Genomic DNA, 11,665 nt, shown 5'->3' on the forward strand with positions numbered 1-11,665 from the left:
CGAAGATGATCCACGTCGCCGTCGGCGCGATCGCGCACATGCTGAACCCCCACACCATCAGGCGCCGGAAGACCCGGTCACGCTCGGCCTCCGGTGAGTTGGCCACGACAAGAGACGAGCGCTCCGATCAGGCAGATGATGATGGCCGCGAGCAAAGGCGCACCGATCGTGGTGACCGCGTTGCCCAGCCAGTCGATCGTCCCGACGCGTTCCATCAACGACACGTACGTGACGATGCCGCAGATCAGCAGCACAGTCGGCCAGGCGACCTGACCGACAGCGGCCTTGGCTGAACTCGGGCACACAATGGACAGCAGCGCCGCGACGGTCAGTGCGGTGAAACCAACGTCGAGGCCGAACGCCAGCGCACCGACCGCGAGGCCGGCCAGCCCGATCAGCGTGCAGATTCCCTCACGGGTCAACGGCTTCGGCCGCTCGACTGTCTCATCGCGGCTGCCCGGTTCGATGGAGTCCCCGCAACCGGTGCCGGGCTTCCGTTCGGCAGCCTCCTCGGTTGCCGTCGACACGAGGCCCTCGGTCCGGGTGACGTCTTCGACGTGCGCGGAAACCGGTGTGGCGACCGCGGCTCGTGCAGGGGTCAAGCTGATCGCGGTTGCCTTGCGGCGCATCAGTTCCCGGCCGCCGAAGATGAAGAAGACGATGACCGACAGCGTCAGGTTGAACAGGAACGACGACACGAACAGCAGGCTCGGGTTGCTCGGCAGGTTGTTGCGCCCCACGACTCCGTTGACGATGCTGCCGAAGATGCTCATCGGGGAGAAGCCACCTGCGCTGGCCCCGTTGATGATCAGCAGTCCCATCAGGACCGGGTTGATCCGGTAACGCGCGGCGAAGCCCATGCCGATCGGCGCGATGATGGCCACCGCCGCGGGAACCACGGCCCCGACTGCGGTGAGTACCGCGGTGACAAGGAACATCACCCACGGGATGAGGGCGATTCGCCCGCCGACAGCCCGAACTGCGACTTGGACCAGCCAGTCGACCGTGCCGTTGCCTTTGGCGATGGCGATGGCGAACAGCAACGTGACGCCGACCAGAATGATGAAGAGGTCACCGGGGAAGCCGGCGACGATGTCGTCGGTGCTCTCCCCGACGAACGCGGTGCCCACCACGAACGCGGCCACGAAGGCCAACGCTCCCATGTGGACGGGTAAGACCGTGGCTGTCAGGAACACCAACGCGAGTGTCACGACCGTGATCATTTCCGTAAAACGAGTATTACGCGCGTCACATATGCGCGTCAACCGCCTCGACGAGACCAGTCCTGAGGTCTACGCTTTCGACTAGCGACATTGTATTTCCACATTATGGATTTGTTATCAGAGTTCACTGAGCGTGCGGAGGACTCATGACCTACGCGTCCGGTCGTCACTTCCTACAGATCCCAGGGCCCACCAACGTTCCCGACCCGGTGCTGCGGGCGATGTCGGCGCCGACGATCGACCACCGGGGGCCCGAATTCGCCGAACTGGGCCGGGAACTGTTGCGGGACATCAAGCCGGTGTTCGGCACGACAGGCCCAGTGATCATGTATCCCGCGACCGGAACCGGTGCGTGGGAAGCGGCTCTGGTCAACACGCTGAGCCCGGGCGACAAGGTGCTGTGCTTCGAGACCGGCCACTTCGCCACCCTCTGGCAGGAGATGGCCCATGGCTTCGGTCTCGAGGTCGACTTCGTGCTCGGCGACTGGCGGCACGGGGCGAGCCCGGAGATCGTCGCGGAGAAACTCGCCGCCGACACCGCGCATGAGATCAAGGCAGTGTGCGTGGTGCACAACGAAACCTCCACGGGTGTCACCAGCCGGGTCGGCGACATCCGGGCGGCGATCGACGACGCCGATCACCCTGCGCTGCTGTTGGTCGACACGATCTCGTCGCTGGGGTCCATCGACTACCGGCACGACGAGTGGAAGGTCGACGTCACGGTCGCCGGATCGCAGAAGGGACTCATGCTGCCGCCAGGCATGAGTTTCAACGCGGTCAGCGAGAAAGCGTTGGCAGCGAGCAAAACCGCCCGTCTGCCGCGGACGTTCTGGGACTGGCAGCCGATGCTCGCCGCCAACGAGCGCGGCTTGTTCCCGTACACACCCAACACAAACCTGATGTACGGGCTCAAGGAAGCCTTGCGCCTGCTCTACGAGGAAGGCCTGCCGAACGTCTTCGCCCGCCATGCCCGGCATGCGGCGGCCACCAGGGCAGCGGTACGCGGCTGGGGCTTGGAGGTGTTGTGCCTCGACGAGCGTGAGCACTCCGGGTCCTTGACCGCGGTGCTTGTGCCAGAGGGTGTCGACGCGGACAAAGTGCGGGCCGTCATCCTCGACCGGTTTGACATGTCGTTGGGTGCGGGTCTGGGCAAACTGGCTGGGAAGGTGTTCCGGATCGGCCATCTCGGCGCCTTCAACGATCTCACGCTCGCCGGCACGCTCGCCGGTGTCCACATGGGACTGGTGTTGTCCGGGGTCCGGATCGACGCGCGGGGGATGGACGCCGCGCTGGAGGTGCTGCAGTCCGACTGACCGAACCTGTTCGCAACGACGCGAGAGGAATGACCACAATGACCGCCGAGCTCAGCCACGGTACGCGGCTGGACGAGGTACTGCGTTCACGAGTGACAGGTGAGGTGGCGTTCGACGACTACACCCGCCACCTGTTCTCGAGGGACGCGAGCATGTACTCGATCATGCCGCTCGGGGTTGTGTTTCCACGAAACGAGAACGACACCGCGGAGGTGGTCCGCACCGCCGCCGAGTTCGGTGTCCCCGTCGTCCCGCGCGGCGCGGGAACCAGTCTCGCCGGTCAGACCGTCGGTCCCGGCCTGGTACTCGACTTCTCCCGGCACATGAACAAGACCTTCGACCTCGCGAAGTTCGTTGTCGGCGCGGAAGGCACGCTGGTTGTCGTCACGCGAGCAGTGGTCGATCTCGTTCCCAGGCCTAAGAAGACGGTCTACGCGATCGGGCACTTCGAGTCGACGCACGCCGCGATCTCGGCGACTGAGGACGCGCTGTCGTGCGATCCACATCAGGTCGAGCTGATGGACAAGACGATCCTCGACCTGTCCCGGCAGAAGATCGAGTACGCCGACTTGGGCAACCACCTCGTGGGGGATCCCGCCGCGCTGCTGTTCGTCTCGTTCGCTGGGGACAACGAGACCGAGCTCGTCGCGAAGCTCGACCGGGTGGCTGCGTTATGGAAGCAGAATGGCCACGGCTACCACACGGTGAAGGCCGTCACGACGGCCGAACAGGCCGCGTTGCTGAAGGTCCGCAAGTCGAGCCTTGGGTTGCTGATGGCAGCGGGGGAGGGGACCCGGCGTCCGCTGGCGTTCATCGAGGACACCGCGGTGGAGCCTGTTCACCTGGCCGAATACACCCAGCGGTTCAAGCAGATCCTGGACGCCAACGGGCTGGAGGCGGGGTTCTACGGGCACTGCTCGGTTGGCTGCCTGCACATCCGGCCCTTCATCGACTTGACTGATCCATCCCAAGTGGACACGATGCGCCGGGTCGCACGGCAGATCAAGGACCTGGTGGCCGAATACGGCGGCGTCAACTCCAGCGAGCACGGCGATGGCCTGGCGCGCAGCGAGTTCAACCGGGAGATCTTCGGTGACTCGCTGTACGAGGCCATGCGTGAGGTCAAGCGCTTGTTCGATCCCATGGGCGTGCTGAACCCCGGCAAGATCGTCGACGCGCCCCCGATGACCGAAAACCTGCGCGACCGGGATGCCCTGCCGCCAGCACCCGTACTGCGGACAGTGCTGCAGTTCGAAGTCGTCGGCGGTGGGATGCGCGACGCGGCCGACCGGTGCATGAACATCGGCCTGTGCCGCGAGACCACCGCAGGCGTCATGTGCCCGTCGTATCAGGTGACGTTGCAGGAGGAGCACTCCACCAGGGGCCGGGCCAACGCGCTGGTGAAAGCACTGTCCGAACCGGACCCGCACAAAGCGCTCGCCGACGACCGGCTGCACGAGATCCTCGACCTGTGCCTGATGTGCAAGGCATGCAAGAGCGAGTGCCCGATGAGCGTGGACATGGCCGCACTCAAGGCGGAGACCCTGCACCACCACCATGAGGTGCACGGTATTCCGTTGCGGTCCCGTATCTTCGGCACGATCCGCTTTCTCAACCGGATGGGCTCGGCCACGGCACCCCTGTCGAACATCCCCGGGCGAGTGCGTTTCCTGCGCAGGATCATGCAACGAGCCGTCGGCATCACCGCCGAGCGTCCGCTGCCGAAGTTCGTCCGTGACAACCTCGTACGGTGGAACGGGAAACGTGCCACGGCGAAAGGTGCGGCTGGCACAGTCAACTGGCTGGCGGACTCGTTCACGACCTACACCGAACCGCAGATCGGCAAGGCCGCGATCGAGTTGCTTGAGGCGGCAGGCTGGGCCGTGCGACTGGCCAGCGGTGGTTGTTGCGGACGCTCAAGCCTGTCGAAAGGCCTGCTGGACGACGCCAAGAAGAAGGCAGCCGGTCTGGTGGCGGATGTCGAGGCCGCACGGCCGGTGCTGGAAGCCCTCGGGTCGACCGTCGTCCACGTTGGACCGTCGGGAGCCGGGCAGACGGTGAAGGCGGCCAATCAGTTGATCGTCGCAGGCACGATCGAATTGGTCGCCGAAGCCTTGGTCTTCCTTGCGGCACATCACGTGAACGCACAGGCTGCGGTCGAGGTACTCGCTGGCGGGCTGGCGGGCAGCCGCATCCTTGAGCGCAAGGCGGCAGGGATGATCGCGGGTGACTACTCGCCAGGCTTCCGGGTCGACCTGCACCACAAGGACTTGGGAATCGCACTGTCGGCGGCTCGGGAAGCCGGCGTGGCGATCCCGCTCGGCGCTGTCGTGGCCCAATTGATGGGTGCGCTGCGTGCCCGTGGCCACGGCGCGAAAGACCACTCGGCGCTGCGGTTGCTGGTCGACGAACTATCCGGGGTGAGCTGATGAAAGTTGTCCTGGCACCTGACAAGTTCAAGGGTTCGCTGTCGGCTCCGCTTGTCGCGGCCCACCTCGCGACCGGCATCCACGCCGGTTCACCGGACACAGAGGTGGTCAGCCTGCCCGTCGCGGACGGCGGCGACGGGTTCCTGGACGCCGCCCTGGCGGCTGGCTATCAGGAAATCACTGTCCCGGCAGAAGGTCCGACAGGCAAGCCGATCCTCGCGCGATACGGCGAACGCGACCATGTAGCCGTCATAGAACTGGCTGACACGGCCGGTCTACAAGCGTTGCCTGACGGCACGCCCGCGCCCATGACAGCGTCGAGTTACGGCACCGGGCTCGTGATAAGGGCAGCACTGGATGCGGGGTGCCGCAGCATTCTGATCGGACTGGGCGGAAGTGCTTGCACGGACGGCGGCGCAGGTCTGTTGGAAGCGCTGGGCGCCACGCTGCACGGGGCCGGGCGGGGTGGTGGCGGTCTGCTCAGCCTGACGGGTGTTGACCTGTCACAGTTGCATCCTGCGTTGCCGACGACCGAGATCACCGTCGCCTCCGACGTCGACAACCCCTTGCTTGGGGACACGGGCGCGGCCGCTGTGTACGGTCCGCAAAAGGGCGCGTCACCAGAGGAAGTCGCCCTGCTCGACACCGCGTTGGCTGTCTGGGCCAGGCATCTCGGGACGGACCTCGCGAACGCGCCAGGTGCGGGCGCGGCCGGAGGCGTCGGTTATGGCCTGATGGCCGCGCTGGGAGCGACCATGCGGCCGGGTATCGAGATCGTGCTCGACATGACCGACTTCGACAAAGCCCTTGCCGACGCCCAACTCGTGGTCACCGGCGAGGGATCGTTGGACGAACAGACCCTGCACGGCAAAGCCGTTGCCGGAGTCGCCGCGCGAGCGCGGGCAGCCGAGGTGCCGGTCTTCGCCGTCGCAGGGCGCTCGACGCTCGATTCCGGCCAGCTCCGGACCATCGGGATCACGTCAGCCTTCACCCTTGCCGACATCGAATCCGACCTGGACATGTGCATGACCAGACCGGGACCGATCCTGGAACACATCGGCAGGCAGATCGCTCAACGAGTTCGCCGGTAGCGGGCCAGGACGTCCTCGCGCAGCAATGCCCCGAACCCCGCGGACTCCAGGCGCATGCCGAGTTGTGCCTCCGTCACGCCGAGTGCCGACGCGGTCGTCGGCAGGTGCCAGTCGTGCACAGCGAGGTGGGTGAGCAGGTGGCCACGGCGGACCTGGTTCTCCGACAGCCGGAAGGTCTTCAGGTACGCCGTGCGGCCGCGTTGATCGGTGATCACCTCACCGATGTGGTTTTCCTGCTTGAGCTGGAAACCAGGCAGGAACCGGGTCAACGTGTAGTCGCCCATCCGGTACACGCGGCGCATGTCGTACTTGGCGTCGAGCAGGCCTGCGGCCATGGCCGAAGAATGGAACTGCGGCCAGGCGAGTTGCTGCCGGGTGGCTTCGGCTCGCAAGTCGGCCAGTGTCTGAACATGGCTTTCGTTCAGGCGCACCTGGAACTGCGGCACGGGCGAGGCGAACATCGCGTACTGGTAGACCAGTTCGCCGTAGAGATCCTGGATCAGGGTCGCGTGCAGCGCCCGGTAGTCGTCCGGATGCGGTACGACGAACGCAGCCGCCAGCGCGTCGGCCACGTAGACCAGCACCCCGCACTGCCCGGGGTGGATTTCGAAGATGCGCAACGCGTCTCCGAGGCCTTCCACCTCGGCCCCGGAGTACGCCTCCTCGACACGGGGCGAAAGGCCGTTGCGGATCGCACGCTGTGACCACTCGTCCCACACGATCTGCGGCCCGCCGAAGTGCAACGCCAGATATCCCTCGACAGCGAGATGCATCGGCAGGAAGCGCAGCCGCTTCTTGTCCGCGCGCCGCGCCATCCTGCGGTGGAAGTGCAGGCGCAGGCACGCGGACGGTGAGCCCTCGGTGATTTCTGTGCCGTACGCGGCAGCGGGAGTGCCGTCGGTTGACCACGTCGCAACGAACCCATGCGGGATGTAGGACATGTATGCGGTGCGGCGATGGACTTTCACGATGCCGATGGAGTCACCGTAAACGTGCGCGTGCAGCCGCAAGGTCTCGATCGGCTCGTCGCGCACGAGCGGCACCAGCCGGACACCGCCCCACACCTGGGAAGGCCGGACGGACAGGCCGGTCAGGTCGAGTGTGGCCATCATCCCTCCAGGAATCGGGCGATCCGGTCGTCGAAGTGGGCTTTCAGCTCGGCAAGGCCGGTGTGGCCTTCGGTGAACCGGGCGAACTCCACCAAGGCGGGCACGTCCTCGGCGTCCCGCACACCGACCGTGGGCACGTGCCCGATTTTCTTCACGTCGAAGGTGTCCGCGTCGTACTCGGGGTTGAGGTGCACGACAATGACCTCGTGCTCGGGATCCAGCCGGGTCCGCCAGACCCGCAGGACCTCGGAAGCCATTCCGCCCGGCGCGTTGTCCCAGCCATCGGACACGATGAGCAGCCTGTCCGGGTTGTGCTCCAACGCGTCGAGCACCCGCTCACCCAGCGGTGTCACACCGCGTGGGTACACCAGCAGTGCGTCGGTCCGCCCGGACGTCCACAGTGGAACATAGCTGTCCGCCATCGCCTCGCACAGGTAGTGGCAGGCCAGCGCGACCGCCAAGGGCCGCCTGCGCTTCTGCCTGGATCCGAACGCCGAAAAGCTGTCGTCCAGCACCGCGGCGACCCGGCCCCACCGATGACCGGCAGCAACCTTCGCAGCGGCAGCGCGCAGGGCACGTGTCAGCTCGGCGCGTCGCTCAACGCGCTCGGTCACCGGCAAGGACAGAACATAGGACGACAGTCGTGTCAACGGCATCGATCCCAGGTCCACGCCGAGGTCGATCTTGCTTCGACGGGCGGATTCCTGCAGCCGCAAGCGTTCCACCCGGGTCATCCGGGGCTCGATGCGTTCGAGGAAGGTGGCCCGGTCAATGTTGTGTTTGGCAGCAAAGCCTTCCGCGACCGTGTACGGCAGGTCGTAGATGGATGCCTGCTCGTAGTGAGCGCGCCGCCACGATTCCAGGATCGGCGTCGCATAACGGGTTTTACCGGCGAACAGGAATGGACCGAGCTCGTCGCCGTCCGGCTTGACATGCGCGTGCCGCACCGCCTGCTTGAGGGGTGTGCGGTACTTCACGGCGTCGAACGCCGGATCGGGCCGGTGCGACAACCAGTCCCGGATGATCGCCCTGGTCCGTCGATTGTTCACACGCGACTGTCGCAGCCTGCGGAACAGCTCGTACACCCGTTGCGGCGCGACAAGACGCAGGCGACGGCCGATGAGCTGCCCCTCAAGGCGCTTCTGGTCGTCGTCGGCATCGGCGGCGGTGACCAGCAGGCGATGCGCGATCAACGTGGCGTTGTGGTCGTTGATGTCCAGCGCCAATGTCGCGGCGTACAGGTCGCGGTAGTTGCCGATCATGTACTCATGCAGGAAGTCCAGCGAGAACCGCTGGGCACTGGCCGCACTGTGGAACTCACGCTGACCGCTCGACGTGATCGCCGCGTTGACGAACATGAGCATGTCCTCAGCGGTGACGCGGTCCATCCATTCCTCCCCCAAACCAGGCGCCGGCCGGGGAATGGGAGCACGAGCAGCTAAACAACGCTTCAGAGGCGGGTTCCGGAAGTCGCGCCGAAGTCCCACGGCCGGCCCGCGAACGGTAGCAGCAGCCGTGATCGCACGCGAGCCGAATTACGCTGGTAGTTGCGAGTGTTCGTCGGCATCCGTGCACAGCGAGGCGATGTAGTCCAGTGAGATGTCCAGAGCGTCTGCGATCGCCGCGACGGTGAAGAACGAGGGGCTCGGAATGCGGCCTGCCTCGATCTTGCGCAACGTCTCATGCGACAGGCCTGTCTCGCCGGCCAGCTGCACCAGGCTCATCGAGCCACGCGCCGCGCGCAACACTGCGGCAAGTTGCTTGCCGCGTTCCCGTTCCTGGGGTGTCAGGGGAGCCCGCACCATGGATCAACGGTAACCCAGATCATGAAGCGAGTCACCTCAAGACTGTGATGTGCTCAAGAACATCCTCGAAGACGTCGATGTCACCGAAGTTCATGGTGATGTCGCCGATCGACACCAAAGGCTCAGCGGACGCCGGACTGCCGATGAGGATGGTGGTGCAAGCCGCGGCGACAACCAGCGTTCTACGCATATGGACTCCCTGCGAGAAAAACGGATAGTCCCTCCAGCAAACACGGCTGGCGCCGAGCTGATCAATCGGCCGGGCAGGTGCGTTGTCACTCCACTCTGGACACGCTGGGCCAGCAAATCTGCGCGGTAATGGGCTGATCGGTGGCTCAACTGGGTGAGCGCCGAGCTGCACTGTCAAATGTGGACGGTCGGTACGGCGGATAGTACTACGGACGGTGTTGATAAACTAGTGACGAAAATGCAGGAAGACGGGCTGGGAAGGGGAAGTGTCGCGAAGTGGAAGTGGCTGCAGCGTGAATCGCAAACGAGTCTTGTCCGGTGTGCAGGTTGACTCCTGGTGCGGCAGCGCAGGGGCTTTCCGTGTAGCGGCGCGGGGTGACTCGTCTGGTCTGGCGGCTTGCTGGTGAAGTAACGCGGCGTGGCGGTTCCGGCGTCCACTGCAGACCCTCAACGCCATGGCGTAGACATAGGAGAAGGCCCGCGCCAAAGGGCAACGCGGGCCTTCCAGGGGGCGGGAGAAACGGAGAAACTACTGCCTCGCGTCCGGTGATCCGCGCAACGTGCAGATCGACGGCGCCATTACCTCCTGTGGGCTGCCCCAGCCGGCGCAACGGTAGGTCGAGTGGCCGTACCAGTTGTGACCGAACTCGTGTGCGGCAAGCAAAGCGTCGTCACCGACGCCGCCCATGTACAACGCGATGCGCTGGCCGCGGCCCCAGTTGCAGCCGACGATCCGGCCGCCGCCACCGCAGTCGGTGATGTAGCTGTTGCGGCACTCCACCGGTGTGCCGCCGCCTTCGGTCAGGCCTTGCCACGCCGCCGCGCCCCGCCTGATCGCGGAAGCGTGCTGCGAGCAGGAGGCGGTGATGTAGTAGCTGCGCCGGGTCGGCACCGGCCACGCCTGGATCTCCACGTCGTCGGCCAGCGCCTTGGGCAGCGAGCTGGCTTCGACTTCGACGGCCGTGGTGGCGTGTGCTTCGTTCTCGTCATGGCCGAGATCGACTTGGACGGCCGGGCCCATGACTGCCAAGGCGACACCGGCTGTGGCTGCCAAGCCATATCTGAACAACAGCTTTTTCAGCATGAATAGTGTCCTTCACTTGCAGGGGAGTGACGGCGAGGGTAAACCTCACCAAGTGGACATCCGCAACGTAAACCCCTAACGGGGACTGCATCAATACGACGATAGTAGGTATTAGGACTCGGCAATATCTATATCTGAATATGATTCAGGTTCAACGGCTTGGCCGATGACATCAGGTGCGCACTGGAGAACGATGGACACCCGGCGCTTGCTTGGGAGGAGCAACGATGGCGGAGGCGTATCCCTTTGGTGCGGCGGACAGTATCGACCCACATCCGCGATATGCGGCGTTGCGGCAGGAAAGCGGGCTCGGCCTGATCAAGACCCGGTGGGGCGGCACGGCTTGGCTGGCCACCCGGTATCAGGACGTCAAACTGGTACTGGGTGATCCGCGGTTCTCCCGTGAGCTGGCCGCTGGCCGCGACGAGGTCGCCCGGCCGAGGCCGTCGATCGACTCACCCGACCAGATCATCAGCATGGACCCGCCCAATCACACCCGCCTGCGTCGCCTGGTGGCCAAGGCTTTCACCGCGCATCGCGTCGAACAGCTCCGGCCGCGCGTGACCGAGATGGTCGACGACCTGATCGATCGCATGGATGTCCCGTCGCGGACTGCCGATCTGGCCACAGCGTTGGCGTGGCCGCTGCCGATGATGGTGATCAGCGAAATGCTTGGGGTTCCCGAGGCTGACCGCGACAACTTCCGCCGGTGGACCGAGCTGGTGCTCGCACTCGGCGGCGAGACCACACTTGAGGAAATGGTCGATGCGCGGGCGAGGCTCAACGCGTATCTCGCCGAACTGATCGCGCAGCGCCGCGTGAGTCCCACCGCTGATCTGCTGTCCGACCTGGTCGCCGCCCGCGACGAAGGCGATCGGCTGTCTGAGGAGGAACTGGTCCGGCTCGGCGTCACACTGCTGATCGCAGGCCACGAGACCACCGCCAACCAGATCGGCAACTTCGTGTTCGTGTTGCTGGACAACGACCGCGCCGGCTGGCGGCAGTTGATGGCTGATCCCGCGTCAGTGCCGACCGCCGTCGAGGAACTGCTGCGGTACGTCCCGATGGCCGCGACCGCCGACTTCGCCCGGGTGGCCAGGGAGGATGTCGAGGTCGGCGGACAGCTTGTCCGTGCGGGGGAGGCGGTGCTCGTGCAAGTCCACGCCGCCAACCGGGACAGCACGGTTTTCCGCCATCCCGACCACCTTGACCTGGCCCGTACACACAATCCGCACATCGCGTTCGGGTTCGGCGTGCACTACTGCCTCGGAGTCTCGTTGGCGCGGCTGGAATTGCGGATCGTGCTTTCCGCGTTGCTTGAGCGGTTTCCTGACCTGCGGCTTGGCGTGCCCGCCGAGGAAGTGCCGTGGCGGACCGATCGCCTCGTGCGCGGGGTGCGGTCGTTGCCGGTCGCTTGGTGAT

The 11,665-nt window shown here is 65.4% G+C and carries 10 protein-coding genes; 4 read left to right on the forward strand and 6 right to left on the reverse strand.

Annotated elements, in window-relative coordinates:
- Positions 1 to 77 precede the first annotated feature (77 nt).
- Positions 78 to 1,211: an SLC13 family permease gene (locus B9C43_RS01640; RefSeq protein ID WP_456077592.1), complete on the reverse strand. Its 1,134-nt coding sequence runs from the start codon at positions 1,209 to 1,211 to the stop codon at positions 78 to 80.
- A 158-nt stretch (positions 1,212 to 1,369) separates the two neighbouring features.
- On the opposite strand from B9C43_RS01640, the gene B9C43_RS01645 reads away from it, so the two are divergent.
- From B9C43_RS01645 to B9C43_RS01655, 3 genes are read left to right on the forward strand one after another with little or no spacing between them, the layout of a single operon-like run.
- Positions 1,370 to 2,536 carry a pyridoxal-phosphate-dependent aminotransferase family protein gene (locus B9C43_RS01645; protein WP_084424276.1) on the forward strand — a complete coding sequence of 389 codons (1,167 nt, stop codon included), beginning with the start codon at positions 1,370 to 1,372 and terminating at the stop codon, positions 2,534 to 2,536.
- A 38-nt stretch (positions 2,537 to 2,574) separates the two neighbouring features.
- Complete coding sequence (locus tag B9C43_RS60060) at positions 2,575 to 4,965, forward strand: FAD-linked oxidase C-terminal domain-containing protein (protein WP_084424277.1); 2,391 nt, start codon at positions 2,575 to 2,577, stop codon at positions 4,963 to 4,965.
- Complete coding sequence (locus B9C43_RS01655) at positions 4,965 to 6,056, forward strand: glycerate kinase (protein WP_084424278.1); 1,092 nt, start codon at positions 4,965 to 4,967, stop codon at positions 6,054 to 6,056. Before B9C43_RS60060 ends, B9C43_RS01655 begins: the two co-directional genes overlap by 1 nt.
- Here the strand turns inward: B9C43_RS01655 and B9C43_RS01660 are convergent.
- The 5 genes from B9C43_RS01660 to B9C43_RS01675 all read right to left on the reverse strand — a co-directional run bounded on the left by B9C43_RS01660 (position 6,038) and on the right by B9C43_RS01675 (position 10,243).
- Complete coding sequence (locus B9C43_RS01660) at positions 6,038 to 7,165, reverse strand: ARPP-2 domain-containing protein (protein ID WP_084424279.1); 1,128 nt, start codon at positions 7,163 to 7,165, stop codon at positions 6,038 to 6,040. The two genes, B9C43_RS01655 and B9C43_RS01660, sit on opposite strands and share 19 nt — an antisense overlap.
- Entirely contained in the window at positions 7,165 to 8,553 is a 1,389-nt protein-coding gene (locus B9C43_RS01665; RefSeq protein WP_084424280.1) for a hypothetical protein, read from the reverse strand. The genes B9C43_RS01660 and B9C43_RS01665 overlap by 1 nt, the downstream gene beginning before the upstream one ends.
- A gap of 147 nt (positions 8,554 to 8,700) precedes the next feature.
- Positions 8,701 to 8,970, reverse strand: coding sequence for a helix-turn-helix domain-containing protein (locus B9C43_RS01670; RefSeq protein WP_037266345.1), 270 nt, complete (start codon positions 8,968 to 8,970; stop codon positions 8,701 to 8,703).
- Positions 8,971 to 9,001: 31 nt separating this feature from the next.
- Positions 9,002 to 9,160, reverse strand: a complete 159-nt coding sequence (locus B9C43_RS56555) for a hypothetical protein (protein ID WP_160096243.1) — start codon at positions 9,158 to 9,160, stop codon at positions 9,002 to 9,004.
- A 528-nt stretch (positions 9,161 to 9,688) separates the two neighbouring features.
- The gene (locus B9C43_RS01675; RefSeq protein ID WP_084424281.1) at positions 9,689 to 10,243 is read right to left on the reverse strand and encodes a hypothetical protein; all 555 of its coding nucleotides are present in this window, start codon (positions 10,241 to 10,243) and stop codon (positions 9,689 to 9,691) included.
- A gap of 227 nt (positions 10,244 to 10,470) precedes the next feature.
- On the opposite strand from B9C43_RS01675, the gene B9C43_RS01680 reads away from it, so the two are divergent.
- Positions 10,471 to 11,664, forward strand: coding sequence for a cytochrome P450 (locus B9C43_RS01680; RefSeq protein ID WP_084424282.1), 1,194 nt, complete (start codon positions 10,471 to 10,473; stop codon positions 11,662 to 11,664).
- The last annotated feature ends 1 nt before the right edge of the window (position 11,665 follow it).

Source organism: Kibdelosporangium aridum, assembly GCF_900176515.1.
In the GTDB taxonomy this organism is placed as follows: domain Bacteria; phylum Actinomycetota; class Actinomycetes; order Mycobacteriales; family Pseudonocardiaceae; genus Kibdelosporangium; species Kibdelosporangium aridum.

Excerpts from the sequence above, each read along its gene's own strand:
- B9C43_RS01645 (WP_084424276.1), top strand. The coding sequence starts at position 1,370 with ATGACCTACGCGTCCGGTCGTCACTTCCTACAGATCCCAGGGCCCACC.
- B9C43_RS60060 (WP_084424277.1), top strand. The coding sequence starts at position 2,575 with ATGACCGCCGAGCTCAGCCACGGTACGCGGCTGGACGAGGTACTGCGT.
- B9C43_RS01655 (WP_084424278.1), top strand. The coding sequence starts at position 4,965 with ATGAAAGTTGTCCTGGCACCTGACAAGTTCAAGGGTTCGCTGTCGGCT.
- B9C43_RS01660 (WP_084424279.1), bottom strand. The coding sequence starts at position 7,165 with ATGGCCACACTCGACCTGACCGGCCTGTCCGTCCGGCCTTCCCAGGTG.
- B9C43_RS01665 (WP_084424280.1), bottom strand. The coding sequence starts at position 8,553 with ATGGACCGCGTCACCGCTGAGGACATGCTCATGTTCGTCAACGCGGCG.
- B9C43_RS01670 (WP_037266345.1), bottom strand. The coding sequence starts at position 8,970 with ATGGTGCGGGCTCCCCTGACACCCCAGGAACGGGAACGCGGCAAGCAA.
- B9C43_RS56555 (WP_160096243.1), bottom strand. The coding sequence starts at position 9,160 with ATGCGTAGAACGCTGGTTGTCGCCGCGGCTTGCACCACCATCCTCATC.
- B9C43_RS01675 (WP_084424281.1), bottom strand. The coding sequence starts at position 10,243 with ATGCTGAAAAAGCTGTTGTTCAGATATGGCTTGGCAGCCACAGCCGGT.
- B9C43_RS01680 (WP_084424282.1), top strand. The coding sequence starts at position 10,471 with ATGGCGGAGGCGTATCCCTTTGGTGCGGCGGACAGTATCGACCCACAT.